At 59.0% G+C, this 17,369-nt stretch carries 8 protein-coding genes; all 8 read right to left on the reverse strand.

The window, feature by feature from the left end:
- Positions 1 to 4: 4 nt before the first annotated feature.
- Complete coding sequence (locus ACZ5ZH_RS08525; protein ID WP_464771216.1) at positions 5 to 1,498, reverse strand: DUF2779 domain-containing protein; 1,494 nt, start codon at positions 1,496 to 1,498, stop codon at positions 5 to 7.
- Between the two features lie 97 nt (positions 1,499 to 1,595).
- Positions 1,596 to 2,489, reverse strand: a complete 894-nt coding sequence (locus ACZ5ZH_RS08530) for a helix-turn-helix transcriptional regulator (protein WP_464771217.1) — start codon at positions 2,487 to 2,489, stop codon at positions 1,596 to 1,598.
- 320 nt (positions 2,490 to 2,809) lie between these two features.
- On the reverse strand, positions 2,810 to 4,684 hold the full coding sequence (drmB, locus tag ACZ5ZH_RS08535) for a DrmB family protein (protein ID WP_464771218.1): 1,875 nt from the start codon (positions 4,682 to 4,684) through the stop codon (positions 2,810 to 2,812).
- A complete protein-coding gene (gene drmA / locus ACZ5ZH_RS08540; protein ID WP_464771219.1) occupies positions 4,684 to 8,151 on the reverse strand; it encodes a DISARM system helicase DrmA in 3,468 nt (1,155 codons plus the stop codon). Before drmA ends, drmB begins: the two co-directional genes overlap by 1 nt.
- The gene (locus ACZ5ZH_RS08545) at positions 8,148 to 8,651 is read right to left on the reverse strand and encodes a hypothetical protein (RefSeq protein WP_464771220.1); all 504 of its coding nucleotides are present in this window, start codon (positions 8,649 to 8,651) and stop codon (positions 8,148 to 8,150) included. Before ACZ5ZH_RS08545 ends, drmA begins: the two co-directional genes overlap by 4 nt.
- Before the next feature lie 3 nt (positions 8,652 to 8,654).
- Positions 8,655 to 9,758, reverse strand: coding sequence for a helix-turn-helix domain-containing protein (locus ACZ5ZH_RS08550; protein ID WP_464771221.1), 1,104 nt, complete (start codon positions 9,756 to 9,758; stop codon positions 8,655 to 8,657).
- A 184-nt stretch (positions 9,759 to 9,942) separates the two neighbouring features.
- Positions 9,943 to 13,974: an Eco57I restriction-modification methylase domain-containing protein gene (locus ACZ5ZH_RS08555; protein ID WP_464771222.1), complete on the reverse strand. Its 4,032-nt coding sequence runs from the start codon at positions 13,972 to 13,974 to the stop codon at positions 9,943 to 9,945.
- 2 nt (positions 13,975 to 13,976) lie between these two features.
- A complete protein-coding gene (gene drmD / locus ACZ5ZH_RS08560) occupies positions 13,977 to 17,192 on the reverse strand; it encodes a DISARM system SNF2-like helicase DrmD (RefSeq protein ID WP_464771223.1) in 3,216 nt (1,071 codons plus the stop codon).
- Positions 17,193 to 17,369 lie beyond the last annotated feature (177 nt).

Genomic DNA, 17,369 nt, shown 5'->3' on the forward strand with positions numbered 1-17,369 from the left:
TGGTCTATCGGTCCAGCAACCGGCGTGCGAGAACGATCATTGCCTCAGTATCGCGTCCACAATAGGCGCGAAGGGCCGCATCCAGTGCAATACGTCGAACGGAAGTGGTGCCGACCGCGATCGCCTCGACATAGGCTTCCTGCGCACTGCCGCCGTCCTTCACCTCGAGGCTGGCATAATCCATTTCGGCCGCAATGGTGGGCAGCACGGCCTTGATCGACCAGCTGCCGCGCTGATCGCGGTGATACCAGTTGGCGCGGGTGATCGGCAGCAGATCGACGATCCGCGCCGCGATGCCGTGGAGCGCGACGGCCAGGTTCGGGAAAGCAGCCGCTAGTTCGATGATGCGACCTTTCTCGAAGCTGGCGTTGTACGCGATTACGGCGCCCGTCGGCGGCACCATTTCGATCAGTGCTTCGGCGCACGGACGGCGCGGATCGGTGCCATTGAGGTTCAGGAACTCGCGATGGACGATCGTGCCGTCCGCCTCCTCGACATGGGCTGAGAACTGGAACGGCAGCTGTTGATACGGCCGTGTCCCGATCCAGCGCGGCACGGCGAAGCCGATTGTCTCAAAGTCGAGCCAGGTGCGCGGGAACGCCCAATCAGCCATCGCCGCACGGGCGCCTTCGACATCGTGATAGACTTCCCCCGACACAGTGGCACGGTGGACACGAGCCTGCATGGCGTTGGTCAGAGCGCCAGGATCGATGGCCAGCAGGTCGTAAATGCCACGCTCTATCCAGCGTTTACCGCCCCCATGCGGCAGCACCGTCACCGGCCATTCCGGACCAGCTGGAAGCGCCGCGTGGCAGTAACCTGCGAACTCGCAAGGGAACGGGGTATCGCAATGCTCGCCCGGCGGCGTCGCGGGCTCGCCGCCTGCCAGCGTTGCACGCGCGGCGGCGATGGTTTCTCCCCTGCCGGTGATAATCGGCTCAGCAACGGCCATCAGGTCTGTATCGGCGAACAGGCCATCAAGTTCGCCCTCGCGTTCTAGGACGAAGCTGCTGTCGATATGACGGATTGCCGCGCTGCTTATCGATACACCGGCGTTGCGAGCGACCCACAGCTGTGTGGCGATATCGCCGACGTGATAATCCTTGGCCTTGGTCGAGCTCTTCACCTCGGCCATGTGCCAGCTACCCGATCCGTCAGGTTCCAGCACGTCGATCCGCACGAGGACGCCATCATGCTGCAACGTCGCCTCGAATATTGGCCGATCCTGGCCGCCGTCGAGCAGAGCCTGCGTGGTCACGAGTGCCGCCGCCAGATCGGGTTCAGCTTCGACCATAACGCCGTTCGGCAGAAGCGCGCATGCGATAGCGCCGACTTCGTGACCGGTGGCGAAGCGCGCATCCGCGCCTTCGTCTTGTTCTGCCAGTTCTGGGCGATGCACCGAAAGCCACAGGCGCTTGGGACATTGCTCAAACATGGTAATTTTCGATTTTGATAGGCCGAAATGCCGCGACTGCGACGATGAGGTTGGCAGTGTCATTTTGGACCTCCCGACGTTTCAGGGTGAAAGCGCGCGATTGGCGGGTCGGGCAGGAATAAGGTGCAGCGAATCATCATGGTGATTTTTTCGCACCCATTTACGACAAATTTGGTCGTGTCGATGCCGCAACTTCATCTGGCAGCATCGTTCGAACCAAATGCAGACGTTCGCGCATCGTCACTACCAACTGCTCCGGCGCTTCGATCACCAATTCGCCGCCCCATCCGAACAGGTGTTCCGCTAGCTCCCGCATGCCTCCCGAGGTGAAGCGGATGCGCAGTTGGCCATCTGCGAGAACCTCGATCTGCTGATGGCGATGGAAGCGCCAGCTACGCGCACGCGTCGCGGCTGACGCCTTCACCCGCAGCACCACATCTTGTTTCTCATCCCGCCAAACAGCGAAGCTCTCCGCCAACCAGCTATCAATGTCCCAGTCGTCCGGCGCACAGCCAAGCGTATCGCTCAGCTTAGGCTCGGTCATACGATCCAGTCGAAAATAGACAGGATCGTCATCCCTTCCCGGCAATTTGCCGAGTAGATAGGTCAATGATCCATGGACAAGGCCATAAGGGATCACACGCCGCCAGCGTGGTTCCGGCCGTTCTTCGGTCGCGTAATGAAATTCCACGCAGCACCCCGCAAGGATCGCGCTTTGTACAAGAGTGATGGTCTCCGGATTAACCGACGCGACCGGGCCAGCGGTGACTAAGGTCCGCTGCAGTCGCGCGAGCGCATCCAGGTCTGGATCGATCCGCCGCTTCTCGCGATCGTCCAAGGCGCCTTTTACTTTGGCAAGAAGGCTCGCTAGCTGCCCGGCCCGAGCAACACGACCGGCGGCCTTCTGCCCATCTACCTCGGCTTGCAATGCGGCAACTTCTGCGGGGGTGGGTCGGGTGTAGACCCGGCGAAGACTATCGCGGATCAGGAAGCGTTTTCGGCGATCGTCGGTAATCTCCTCAAGGTCGAAATGCCTGGCGATGACATCGCGCATGCGCTCCGCCGTACGCCTGTTCACATCCAGACGAACCGCCATATCATCTAGCGTCAGGCCCTCGGTCGTTTCGGAGAGGGCGTGGACCAGCGCGAGAAGCCGGTCCAGTTTTGCCATGCGATCAGTCATAGCTCTGCCTCCATCATCCGCGCTCTAATTCGCCTTCGCAAGAAGTCCCGCGAATGTCAGAATTTCAGCAACGTCGCGTTCGGAAAGTAATGTGTACAGCGCGCAGGCATTCCTGCGTCGCTTTAGGCTAATCACGGGAATGGGTAGCCCATGCTGGTCAGCACACGAGCCTGCAGAAGGTGACATTTTCATCATCTCACTTCGAAAAAACTGCTGATGGAACTCGAAATTGTAGGAACAACGAGGGATCTATCGAGAAACAGATTTCGATATTCGCAGCTGGTTTCTGGAACAAATAAGCAGCTATGGCATGCCGCGCCATGCACGGCTCGGTCATCGCGATAATTCTCTGGTGCATTTTCTGAGCAAATTGGATCACTCGAACAGATTTCCAGCTTTGCTAGGGCACGGAGGATAATTTCTGAAAGTCTGGGAACTATTGCCAACAGCCCCCCCAGCGTGCCTTGGGAACCAGCGGTCGCAGTATACAGAAGAAGGCCACAATGATTCTGGCCACCTTCACCGGGCATGTCGTAGATACGCTCCTTGAGTGACGTTGTGGGATAACCGCATTCCAGTGCCATTTCGGTCATCACGGCGTGACTGAAACTGTGCAACAGATATCGGGTTGCGCCCGGAAATTCCGGACGCATTGCTCGATCTGGGAACCGCTGATCCACCCACCGTCCAAAACCTTGGCGAAGGGTGTCAGTCCGGCTTTGAACGCCAGCGGTTGCGATCCATTCGCCGATCGAGTCACTGTTGAAATTCAGGAAAATTCCTTCGCCAAACTGTTCGATTGCAGGCAGCCATGTGAGTTCGGATGTAATCGCGGCGCCATCAACGGAGATCGTGATTTCTTCTATGTCGCCGTCAATAGCTGATGGCGCAGCTTCGAACCTGGTAAAGCTGTAAAGACATGAAACTTCACGCAGCCTATGGACTTTGACAACAGAAGCGATGCCCTGGAGCCTCTCATTATCGCCGCCCCAAGCTGCACGGTTCAACGTTTCGGCGTGGAGCTTTGAATCCGTGCGATTTTCTCCAATCAAGGACCTTCCCGAGGCGAGCATTTCGAACTCTGCATATTTAGGCTTCTTATCCAAGCTCTGAACGAGTGATTTTTCTTGGCGCTCAATGGCCGCGAAAAGATCTTCGTCACTGAAATCCCTGAATGCAGCCCCAACCACTTCATCAATCATCCGAATCATAGGCAGAATCGTGATGTTGGTTGCTTTTCGCAGCTGATCCCAGTGCTCTTGAACCAGGCGGGACAGTTCATCCTCTGCGGCCGGGAGCGAAATCACCGTCAAGACCTGAGGGAAGTAGGCGTTAGTTGCGCTGCGCGTCAAAAAGCGCAAGCTCTCCGTGCACCCGCCTTCTGCGTCGTGCTCTAGCCACGGCTGCCTGCCTCGGCATTTGCCGAAACGATTAGGAATCTGGGCATCTTGCAACGACAGATCGCGCCCGCAACCGCATGCTATGCGGATATTGCGAGGGTCGCCAGTGGTTCCGCGCTCCTCAAGCCACAGCGGTTCGGCGCATTTGGCCCCACCATGGATGTGCCATGGCCAATCGATATCCTGAATGTGCCCCTTGCGGCAGGCTGCGACAAAACGGATAGGCGTTACGTCCACCTTTTTACCGCTGTCGTTAACAAATTTGGTCCGCCCGCCTACAGGATCGAGATGATCCCAGTGGACAAGGCGACGACGGCGGCCACCTTGAATCTGCTCGTCCTCGTTGACGATGAACCAGCAGGGAAATACTGTCGCTTCAATACCCGGAGGTTCTCGCCCCGGCAGCTTAGGGTCAACAGGGGGCGACCTGAGCGTAAGACGCACACCCGGCTTCAGCGGACCGTTTTCTTGGCTAAGGCGCTCTTCTAAAAGCTGAACAGCCCGAGGCTCGTTGATAGTGTACCAACTACCCTTGGTGTCCATGTTCCAGCGATCAAGGCCGCCAACGATCACTGAACGCGAAGGCAAATCGACCATAGCGCCCGGACCATAAGTGGTGATCACCTGAGACAGCCGCAGCTCCGCTTTGGCGGATGTATCGCTCATCAGATCAGGTCCTTTGCATTGCCAATTAGTTGCCCCCTAGGCCCACGTGTTTTGAGCCGAACGCCGGGCTCGACATCGCGCATGCTCCACCCGGCGATGAAACTGTGATACCGCCCATCAAGTTCAGCTAGTTCCTTGGCCAGCGGAGCATGGAGCAGACCACCGCCGTCACGCTTGTCGTAGGTGAAGCTACCGCCTGCCACCGTTTGCTCGTCAATTAGTTCTTCCCACGTCGCAAACAGAGCTGCGATCTGTTGCCGCAATGCCTCAGCCCCCCCGACCACAGCCGATCCACTTCGTGCGCAAAGGTAATCGGCCACTTCGAGCTGAAGTGCAGGATCTCCGGCGATTTCTCTTGCTGCGCCGGCGGGCGTGAGATGCGGGCGCAGATGCCGCGCAAGGGCCACCACAACTGCCGCGAGAGCGCGATCAAGCGCGCGTGCGGACCAAGGGGTAACGCTTGTGGCTTCAACCGCCCTGTAAAAGCTGGCATGGAAATGGGCAAATTGCTCAAAATGCATCCGATCACGTGGCTTGTGCAGATTGAGCACAGCCAGCACAAGGCCAGGGCGATTGTGGTCGCGGCCAACGCGACTGGTCGCCTGGATATATTCGGCCGCAGTTTTGGGCTGCCCCTGGACCAGCATAAAACCCAATCTCGTAATATCGAGTCCGACCGAAATCATGTTCGTGGCAAGCGCCACGTCGACATGGTCGGGCGATCCCGCGAACATTTGTTCGAGTCGCTTCTTAGCTTCGGCGACCTCATCGGTCGACACGCGCGAGGTCAGCTCGAGCGGCTCGCCAATGGAGCGGTTCGCAAACGGTTTGGCGATCGAATCACACCGGACGCGCTCGTCCCCATAGTTCGAGAGACCCGCCCTAACTTCGTCTTCCACGATGCGCCGAGCGCCACCCAATTCACGCAAGGCATTGAAATAGCATAGCGCAGACATGTAAGGATCAGCCCCGTTGGGATCATCTTTCGCCATGGAGGCGGATGCGGCAAGCATTGATGTCAGCGTCCGAAGGAACACAAGTTTCGGCCCGCGTCCTCCTGCGGCAATTCCAGCATACCAGCGCGCAGGACTGCGGGTTTCCGGCACCGTTACCGCAAAAAAGCTGTCAGTGCGCGAGATTCCCGGGGGCGGGAAAATTTCGGTGCGCTGCCGGTTGAACAGCGCCTTGATCTGATCGCTTGCGCGACGTACCGTGGCAGTTGAAGCCACAATCTTGGGACCGACGGATCCCCGAGACGCCAGTCGATCGATCGCCGCCTCGTAAAGTCCTGCGACGGTGCCGAGCGGACCCGAAATCAGGTGCAATTCGTCCTGAATGATTAAATCTGGCGGGTCGAGTGCGAAGCTGTTCGGCAGCGGGCGCCCCTTATTTGGTTCAGCTGCCCCATAAAATCCAATGGCATCATAGCGGTCAACGTGCCCAAAGAATGAGCCCGCTTCTCCCTTCCACGGCAACGCCGCGAATTTATCGACCGTGGCGATAATGAATGCGGGCAGCCGACGATAGATCGCTTCATCCACGATCACAATTGGCAAGGCGCGGTTGCCGGTGAACGCGCAGGTCACATTGGTACAGCGAAGTTCAAGGTTTTGAGGCAGATCGCTGTTGGGAACGCAGTGAAAGGTGTCTGGCGAAAACGGCGTCGCGCACCATGGGCATTGCTTGATCGGTGCCGGTGCACGTTTGTCGCGCCCGGTTTTGTAATTGCGCACCCTTTTGACGGCGGTGCCGTCGCCACTGTTGCCTTTGCCGCCCAATACGTTCGGCGATGCATCAGACCCTACCCAAAGGCCAATCTCGATTGGCCAATCTCCCAAAAGGGCGCGACCATCTTTCTGAAATTCCGGAGCCGTGCGCATCAATTCCAGAGCGCAGATGAGACCCGCAGCACGGCCCAACTGATCCAACGTCAGAAGGCGCAGGGTATAGCGCATGATGACGCTGACCCCGGCTCCCAATAGCCCCGGACCAGTCATGCGCCGAAGCGCAATCGTGAAGGCGGCTAGGCCCAAATAGGCCTCCGTCTTGCCACCGCCTGTCGGAAAGAAGAGCAGGTCGACGATCTTTCGATCATCGTGCTGTTTCTCCGACAGACCGGACAGGTTCAGCAGGATGAAGGCCAACTGGAATGGGCGCCAGGTTGGTGCGTCCATATTCTCGGGCGGGCGACCGCTGCTTGACGAATTCCGCTGCCGAGCCGCCATTTCCATGGCGCGGTTCATAATCTCGAACGACCGGCGAAGCCGGCCGTCGTTACCCAGCATCGCGATGCCAGCCTCGATCCGAGCACATGCTGCCGATTGGGCATCAACCAGCGCTTGCGCTACTTCGCCCCTTAGCGGTGCTTGAGCAATTTTGGGGTCAGCGGCTATCAACTGATTCTGTCCGCCGGACCACTTGGCATAGCTAGCAATAAGCGGCTGTAGGCCTGCGATCAGCGCATCGCCGCCAGTTGCAGCCAGTTCGGCCAAATCGCGCATGCCGAAGGTAACGTCCGCAACCTTGGCAGGCTCGACCCGTTCGACCGCGGCACGCGGTAAGGCCGTCGTGCGAACACAGTGAACAGCACCATCCGAATCCGGAGTAAACTCGGCAGCGGCATTGCGACCTACGGAATATGCGGCAACATCGCGGTAGTGCAGGTCAGCAAGGCGATCGTCGGGATCGCCGGCATGATAGCGCGACAGGTCATGTTGGGCACAAAAGCCCTCAAGGGAATGCAGGGCCAGTTCGATCTGAAACGCAAACGTCAAATCGGCATATCGGCGCGCAACCCACCGCCGCTTGTTAGTCACGAATACGCTGATGACGTTCTGCTCGGTGGGCACTCCACCGGGCGGAGTAATGGTCATGCTGCGGCACTGGATGGAAATCTCGAGTGCTCCGCCGCCGGGCACAGCTGGCGCGCTGCTATCGGGCACCAGATGGTTTTTTAGCTCACCAGAAGCAGGCACAGGCACTTCAAATCGGGCGCGACGTGGCCGACGCAGCCATTCGACTTGAGGTTGTGCGGTGCTCTGCCCTTCCAGCACGGCTTGCGGCAATGGCGGCTCGGCGACATAGTCGCCCCAGTTCAGTTCGACCTCAATCGTCCGAGCACCGACCGGCAAGATCGCCGTCAGACCGATTGACGACGGCAAGAACCGTCGATGCGTGCTGGAAGGCTCGGGCGCTTCATCGTCGCCCGCAGCGCCGCCTGCGCCGCTGCCTGCGGGGTTTAATGCCAAATGATCGTCGCCCTCGACCGGATCAACCTCGACCTCGGATTCATCACTGTTGTCAAATGGCGCTATGAAGCCGCTGAGATACCAGCGCGACGGATGGTCCTTGAGCCTTTCTTCCGCCAAATCACTATCGTCGTGTGCGTCCGGCGCATGGGCAGACGGACCAATCAGATCGCGCCGAAGGCGGTGAAACAGCTCGGTGCGGACTTCAATGCTGCTCACTTCAATGCCTCCTCGACCACAATCTGACTCAGCGTCTGATCGAGCCACTTTTTCGTTTGGTGCTGCCGCAAGCCTTTGGTCTTCAACCCGGCATCCTCCAGCAACTGTTCCAGAGAAATCAACCGGTCGCGCAGACCCAAACGGACCGCCGCGCGCAAACTGGCTTTGTCCGGGCCGCACAGGATCCAGCCATCATCGCGGCCACAGGCATGTGCCCAAAGATCACGCTCGCCATCATCGAGTGCAATGTCTTCAAGCCTGATGCTCAGACGAACTCGTTCGGTGGTAGAAACCTCGTTGACTGCCACCTTAGCCATGCTGGCCATCAATTGGGCTTGTCCGGCCTTCTTGCGGAAATAGGTTCCCGCTTCCTCGCTGACTTCTTCCACTGTCTCGATCTGTCCGGCATATGCGCCCAGAAGGCCATTCCACACGCCAAGATCAACGGCGTCGCCGATCGCGTTGTTATCCAGCAGGATCGGCCCTTTGGTTCGTGCCATCGTTCATAGACCCTCAGGCACGGGAAGTTCGTGTATGCGGAACAACTCGCCCAGGTCATCGATATCCTGATCCAGCAATTTCGCCGCTCGGCGCTTGGACACCAGGCCTTGCTCAATCGCGTCACCGATCACCTGCATGAACCGATGCGAGAACAACGGGACTTCCGGCTCATCAAGGCCGACGTATCCGTTGTGGCGAAGTGCATCCGTTGGAATGTCTCTGGCACCAGCCTGTGTCAGGTTTCCGGTCGAGGCGAGCCTCCAGCGCAAAGCGTCGGCGCTGACCCCCAATTCTGTAGCACGCCGATTGATCGTTCTGATCAGATCATCCCGATCCAATTTTCGCCAATCCGTGCCGTCCAGAGAGGCGCGAGGCATTAGAACGGCCGAAGCGAACGCGTCGGCCAGCTTTTCGACATGGTTCTTTTTCCCGCTGGTGTTTTCACTGCGCTCCGGCGGCATTTTATCCCACGTCATCAGATGGAAAAGCTCGTGGCCAAGATCAAAATTGCGGCGGCCTTTGCCTTCACGCCGATTGATCAAGACTGACCCGACTTCGGGCAGAGAACACGCAGCACCGGAGATGCCGTCCTTTGCGTCGACCATCAGAACAAGAATGCCCAGCTTCTCCTCCATCACGGAGGCGAGGCGAACGGCTGGCGCTAAGCCGAGTTCGTACTCCACCACAAAGCGTTCACCGGCGTTGGCTGCGGCACCAAAGGTTGATGACTTGTCGAGCGGCAGCTGCGGGCGGATCAAGGGCACGTCTCGGCCTACCCGTGGCGCGAGTTCCCGAAACGCGGCAATCCAGCGGCCAGCATCGCGCTCATATTGATCGAGCCGCTGAGCAGCCACATCCTTGCCGCGACGCCACGAAAAACTGCCTTCGCCCTCAAGCCGGAAGGGATCGGTGAAATAATCGAGCTCCACGCCAAGCCCTTCGACCAGCGCTAGCAGCTCTTCGGCCTTAACCTTACGCTCGCCATTCTCGATGGCGGAGACGGTCTGGCGGTCTTTGACCCCCAGAATTTCGGCAACCTTATCCTGATTGAGGTCGCGAGCATCACGCAGCGCCTTCAGGCGCCTGCCGATCAATGCGGTGGACATGACGATTCTCCCTCCGGTCAAGAGCCATAATCTTGCAAATATAAGATTGCAAGATTATATTGCGAATCAGTCGATGCGAGGAACTGACGCAAGCAGGCGCCTCCCCGTGACTGGCGCCCGCAACACAGTTCAAGGTCACCCATATAAGTGGCGCTGCCCCTCATACCTGGCTTTTGACGCACGGCTATTCGGCGAGTTCCTCGTCGGGAGCATTCTCGTCCTCTTCGACCTCGAAATGTCCATTTATACCCGGCGCAATACCGAGTTGGACCTCCTCTGCGTGGCGATCGGCATTGAGGGCGAGGAGGCGAGCGAAGACTTCGTCCTTGAAGTTTGAGGGCCAGTCGAGGCGTGTCTTTGGCTTTTTGCCGTCATCAGCCTCTTGCTCGATGAATTCGGCTTGGGCGTGGATGGCGAGATCGTTCCATCCGTAGGCGCTCAGCACAGCGTGATCCATTTCAGCGTGAAGTTCGCGTAGGCGGAGGATGTCTGCGGATTTTTCCGCCCGATTATGGAAGCGGTTGTAGGTTTTGGTCATACCTTCGTTGCGGGCGACCATCAGCGCGGCCCGATGAGTGTGATAGGCTTGCCCGGCGACTTCAAGCGTTGCCGAAGCCTCAAAGCACTTCGGAAATGGAAAATTCTCGAAACAGTCAGATGGCCCGTAGCGGAGACGCTCTTCGAGCGTGGATGAGAAGAAGCGTGCCCATAATTCGTGCGCGCGAGATTGAAGCACGGCAAGCGGAGCGAGGTTTGCGAAAGCAAAGACCACGACCGTTTCCGCGAAAACTTGTCCGGTCGGCAGCTGGGTCAGGCCAAGTTGCGGAGAGACGCGAGATAGCGCCAACGCCCGATCCAATGGCTCGATGGTGCGATAAAGCCGATCCCGCCGTCGAAGAAGGCGCCACCAGATCTTCTTCCCGATGGCATCCTTAATTTTTAGCCGTTCTGGCTTCACTAACCGTTCAACAACGTCCAGCAAATCCGGCCAGTCCGCAGCAACGGGTTCCGGATAATCTTCTGGCACACTCCCGTCACGCAACCACAACTTCCTGCGTTCTTCGCAAGCGTCCGTGCCATCGTTGAAAAACCAAGATTTAAATGATGAATCCCGCTTCAGCGGAAAGTTAGTAAAATCAATCACATAACGGTGAAAGGCATGTGTGGGTGAGGTATTGACCTCCTCGCCGCCGATATAGGGAAAGATTCGCTGGGAGTTTTGGGGGTCTTTCGTGATTAACTCGCGCATCGTTTCAAGACTCTCAGCCTCGCCCTTGGCTGCAGCCGCGTCGTCGAACGTGAAACCCATGCCGAGCGCATAAGACCCAATAAACGCCTTGCGGGCATTCGCCGTCAAGCGTTCTGGCGCGATGTCGAGATCTCCCTCGACCAGATAGGCCGAAATTCGCCGCACCGGCCTGCCATCCAGCACTGGCGAGGCCGCGACGCCCTTCGCCATATGCACCATACTCACCACCACCGCAGCCTCGCCGGGCCATTTCAGCCGTCGCGTTGCCTGTGCGATTGTCCCGCCCTGACCGATGAGTGTGGTGAGGCCGGTATCGCGGGTGTCACCCTGGCCGATCGTGTTGGTCGCAATAAGGCCAAACATTCCGCCCTCGCGGATCAGTCCAAAAGCACGGCGGAAGAAATGTGCGACAAGATCGGCATTGCCATGTGCGCCCGCGTGCAAGGTTTGAAGCCAAGGCAGGTAGTTTTTGCGGTTGCCAGCAATCGTCGTGTTCTTGCCCGCGAAGGGCGGATTACCGACAATCGCGTCAAACCCAGGATTGTCGCGCGAGAATACTTCAGGGAATTCGATCTCCCAATGAAACGGACGGACAGGGTGGTCGCCCCCTTCCAGCGAAGCGGCAATGTTCCGGAGACCCTCCCACCAGTTCGATGTACCCGCCATCGCGGTAACATAGCGCACCTCGTCCATGCGCTGTTTGGGCTTGGCGTGCTTGAAGAAGGCCGCAACGATAGCGTTGCCGATCAGGCGCACGATCTCTGCATCCTTTTCGGCAATGGCGTGGCGCGATTCCTGCATCGCTAGCGCCACATCATCGGGCGCGTTGCGGATCGCTTCACGGTGGGCGATCAGGCGCTCGACGCGGTCGCCAATGGCCTGCCCGATCAGCGAGCTGCGCACCGGCGCATTGTCCCAACTGCCGCCGCTCAACTGCTGCTTGTTCAGGCCCACAAGAGTGTCGCCGCTCTTCAAGGCGTGATCGAGGAAGCTGAACTCGTGATCGCGCGCCAACGTCGCCAGCCACAGCGACAATTTGGCTAAGTCGGTCGCCATCGGATTGCGGTCAACGCCATAGATACAGCGCTGCGCCACCAGACGGCGCGCATGCAGATCATCATCCTCGTCTTGTGGAATATCGGGCTTGAGCTTGGGATACGCTTCCCACGCCTTCACCAGACGCGTGCCGATCTGCCGCGTGGCTTCCACGAGAAACGCCCCCGATCCGCAAGCCGGATCGCAAACCTTCAGGCTCAGCACCTCGTCCGGCGTGGCCTCGTTGCCAAGCCGGGCAAAAGCAGGCTCCAGCGTTTTGCTGACAATCGGCTCGGTCAGGCTGCGCGGGGTGTAGTGGCTACCCGTCCGGCGGCGCTCGTCGGTCGGTTGCAGGATCGGCGTGCCAACGGCCACCGCTCGTCCATGGGGCGATCCCCGTTCGTCGGCAATATTGGCCAAAGCAGCTTCGATGGCCTCAACGGTGGAAGCCTCTTTCAGTCCGCGCGACACACTGGCCGGGAATTGGCCACGCCCGGTCGTTTCCTTGATGGTCTTCTCGCGATCCTTGACGGGCTTGCCCAGCAGGGTGTCACAATCCACATAAACCGGGGTCTTGTTGTTTTTGCCCGCCTTGATCGCAATACTGCGACCCTGCGCCAGTTGCGCAGTAAAACCCATCACCGTTTCATAGACCGAGCCGATCTGTTCCACGTCGAGCGTACGATAGGACAGCCGCTCGCCGTTCACGATCATCAGCGATTCCAGCATGCGATGGATGCAGCCATCGGATAGTGGGGGCACCCGGTCCGGGTCCGAGGCGGCCTGCTTGCCCATCAGGAACGGGAAGACCGCATCGTCGAACAGCTTGCCGCCACGCGCCTGCATGAAGCCGGATACATGACCGCGATGTATCAGGCGGAAGAGGGCAAGCAATTGGCCCCATGCACCGCGCCGCTCATCCATCGTATCTGGATTGAGCGCGACATCATTTTCGAGGCGGGCAAACAGGCCGCGCACGGCATAGCCGTTCTCGTAAAGCTCAAGGCCGCCGTTGTCGCGACGCGAGGGCATGAGATCGCGATCTTCGGCATAGAGCACGAAGACCAGACGTAGCAGGACCGTCAGAAGGCCCTCATACAGATGATGTGGGTCGTTGGTCGCGATTCTGCGCGTCAATTCGGGCTCAGCCGCGTCGAATCCACGCAGCAGTTCGTAAAGCGCCTTCAGAACCTGCTTGGCCAGCTCTTCCGATACAGCATTCTGCTTCTCGCGACTGGCGCGAAGCAGTGCTGGCAGCCGGGCGGCCTCTGCTGCATTGAACAACGTAAAGCGGCCAAGCAGCAGCTTGAGTGCGCCGAGCATCGAGCGGCCGGCGACCGATGTCATTTCGCCCAGCGGCCAACTGATCCACCCAGAGGTTTCACCGCGGGGTGCCGTTATCAGGCGCAACTCGGCATATTCGCGCTCGCCTTTCTGCCAATTGCCGATGAGAACACCGGTGCCGACACCGGTCTCGCGTAGCAGACGCTCAAAACGTTGGTGTGGGGAGGCTTCCCAGCCTGATAGGGCGCCGCGCTTATCGAGATCAATGCCGTAACCCTCGACGCGCACCATCGCTTGCCAGCCTTCACCTTTCGGCCCTTTCAGGGCGTAAGTAGGCTGAAGGAAGGTATCGGGATCGAGACTATGACAAAGATCGGTGGGAACAGTTTCCCCGTCCGGCAAGCCCGCGACCATGGTTGCAGGCCATTCAAGCACGTCGCCAAGCAGGCGCCACGGGTCCGGGAGCAGCGGCCCGCCAAGCGACTCCAACTCCTTTTCACTGCGCAGCAATTCTGCATAGCCGGCGGTGGTGATCGCATCCTGTGGAGGCGGAACCAGGTTCAGTTCGTCAAGGACCAGCGTTGAGACGACAAGGCCGGTCGGCTGCAAATGCCCCAGCCATTCGTGTTCGGGCTTGATCTGTGCCACGGTCAATTCACCTCGCCCGACCAAAGGTAAACGATGCCGAGCGGCTCGATGCGGGCGGCACGCACTTCAAAACCTTCTGCAATACGACGCGGTTCGGTTTCCAAATCTGCATTCAAACGTTCCAGCTTCCGTTCCCAGCTTTTGCGATCGGCTTCGCGTTGGCGCGTTTCGTCGAGATCGAGTTCAAACTGCGCGGCATCGCCTTTTTTCTGTTCTTTCTGGATTCGGTCGATCTGGCTTTTGAGCAGTGATCGTAACGCGGCTGCTTCTTCCTTGCCGCGCTGGGCCAACTCCTTGGCGACGACGGCGTGCCTCTCGGCGGCAGTGTTTTCGAGCGAAGGACGCAAATCGCCAACGTCCTGGGCGATCCATTGGCTGAAATGAGCGACAACCTTTTCAGGCACCTGAACTATGCCGTGCAACGCGGCCTCCAATTCAGACAACACCAGTTGTCCGGCGCCTTCACTGGCCGAAAGGGGATGAAGCGGTGCGGCTGTGGCATCACGCGTCCAGATCGCTGCGATCGGCACGACCTCTTCATGCAGGCGGGTGGCATTCGGCCCGTATAGCGCTAGTCGGCCCAAAAGCACCGCCCTTGTGCCCCGCCCGGAAGCGCGGATCACACAGGCGCGGTTCAAGTCTGACTGAAAACCAACGGTCAGAAAGCGCGACAGAAGCCGCTTTACCAACCGATGCTCGACGTGGACCTGGACAACGCCGGGCGCGTCGCGGCCTTGTGGATCGATGGCGGGCTTGAAGCTGATCCGGCGGACACGCGCATCCTGCGATGTACGCCAGTGGCTTTCCCGTTCGCCTTGTTTGATGCGACGCTCGCGCAATTCGTCAAACACCGGCTGCCACGTCTGGTCTTTGGCGAACGCGTCGTCCTCAGGTGACAGATTGAACGTCTTCGTGCCGTCGATCTCATCCGCATAGGTGCCAGAGAGGTTGCCCCCGGCGCGGGCGAGCGCCAGACCGACCACCGCTTCCAGTTCATCCGCTTCGACACCGACGCGTTCTCGCGCTTGCTGCAGCGAGGCTTCGAGTTCGGCAAGCTCGGCGCGGATCCGCTGCATCCGTGCGTCAGGAACATCACCCAGATCGCGCACGGCCGCTTCAACGCGTTCATCCGCTTCTTCGTTGGCGATGGCATTGGCCAGCGCTTTAGCCTCCGAGCGGAGAATGCCTCGATCGACCATGCGCTGGCTCAGACGGTTTTCAATGACCTGACCGGCAGAACCAAGCTGCTTTTGAATGATCTCCGTCTTGCGCACCAAGGCATCGAGCACTACGTCCTCGGGTCGCTGCTCATAGACAAAGTATCGGCAATTCACGGTTTTTGACGGCTGCAGTTTCCGGTCAATGCGGCCATTGCGTTGCTCGAGGCGCGATGGGTTCCATGGCAGGTCAAAGTGGATCAGATCATGGCATTGCTGCTGGAGGTTGATGCCCTCGCGGGCGGCATCAGTGCAGATCAGGATCCGCAACGGTGATTTCGCATCGTTGAACGCGCGCTTGATCGCTTCCCGCCGGTCTGTCGTGGTAACGCCGGTAAACGTTGCAATGCGCTCGCGATAATTTGGCTGGTCCATCAGGACGCGTTCCAGCTGGCGCTGGACATAGTGGCGAGTAGCCTCGTATTCGGTGAAAATGATCAGGCGGCGATCTGTCCAGCCTGTTTCCGTCAAGACGTGTTGCTCCAACCAGTCTTCGATCCAGCGGATGCGGGCATCCGGCCGCGATGCCGCAGCGTCGGCGATCTGGATCATCGCATCAACCGCCTCGATTTCAGCCTGAAGCTGCCCTTGCGACGCATCGGTTGCGCCAAGCGCCGTCGCCGCCTGCGCGCTTTCATTCTCGTCCGTCTCAAGGAAGGTCAGTGCGGCCTCTTCATCCCGTTCTGGCAATTCAAGATCGGGGGCATCAAGCGTGGCGAAGGCGTTGGCGGCGGCAAGCGGAACGCTTTGGAATCCCTCTGCCGCGACCCGTGCCAGCGATTTGCGGTGAACCTTCAGTGTCTTCGCAAATGCTGCGATCGACGAAAGCAGCCGTTGCTGCAATCCGACGAATGCAAGCCGAGCCTGCGCGGCTTTGGCGTTTCGCAGCGCCCCGATCCGCCGCTCCCGCAGATCGCCATATGCGGCCAGCAGTTCAGCAAGCCGCAATTCGGGATCATCGTTTGCCAGGCCCTGGATCGCAATGCGGTCAACCACGCGCTGAGGAAAGGCCTCGCCCAACTGACGTAGGTCTGCCTTCAGCCTGCGCACCATGACGGGATCCAGCTCATCAGGTTTCACGTCCATGCCGCGCGTGAAGCGCTGCGGATCGAGAATTTCCAACAAGGTCGCGAAGCTGTTGCGATGCCCGTTATGGGGTGTGGCCGAGAGGAACAGCCGGTGTTCAAAGCGATCCGCGATGTCGCGCACGGCCTTGGTGAACTGGCTTTCAATCGCATAGCGACCGCCGCCAGCAGGTGCGCAATGATGCGCTTCATCAAGAATCAGCAGGGTACGCGCACGAAAACTGCCCAGTAGGTCTCGCAGACCAGAGGCGTATGTCTCTTCGCCGAGTAGCTTGTGCGACAGGATAAATCGCGATCCGGTGGACCAGGGGTTCACCCCGAACCCGCGAGATCGACGCATGCCGGCCAGATATTCACGGTCGATGATCTCGAACGACAGGCCGAATTTGCTGGCCAGTTCATCCTGCCATTGAAGCGTCATCGAGGGCGGCGCCAGAACGACAATGAAATCAATCCGCTTACGCAGCAGCATCTCTCGGACGATCAACCCTGCTTCAACCGTTTTGCCAAGACCGACGTCATCCGCAATGAGGAGGTTTACGCGTGGCAATCTCAGGGCCTTGCGCAAGGGTGCAAGCTGATAGGCATCAAGCCGAATACCTGCGCGAAACGGTGCCTGGAAAAGATCCCTGTCTGCGGCGGTGGAACTGTTCCATCGCACGGTGCGCAGATAGGCCGCGAACAGCTGTGCGTCATCGGCACCCTCCGCGCCGATCATCTGCCACAGCTCTTCGTCCAACGATCGGGCGCCGATCTCTGCATCCCAAAGAACAGTGGCGGTTTCGCCCTGCGCATCATCATCAACACAATTGAGTTTGAATGATGGCGATCGCTGGGAGTCGCCTAATTGATCCTCAATCAGCCATCGACGCCCGCGCAGCTCTACAAATTCACCAACTTTGGGAAGACTTTTCATGTGCTAGCCTTGCGAAACGTAAATGGATTCAACTGTGTGCACCCACGGGATTCGGAGCGCGCGTAAATTCTGATTAAACATCATATAGGGGTGAACAAGGTATTAGGTCGCGCGCGCGGAGAAACCAAGCGTAGCACCATGCCGCCGGATCCGCACGATCTGGTCAACCGGAACATG

The organism is Sphingobium sp. TomMM7A (assembly GCF_055397305.1).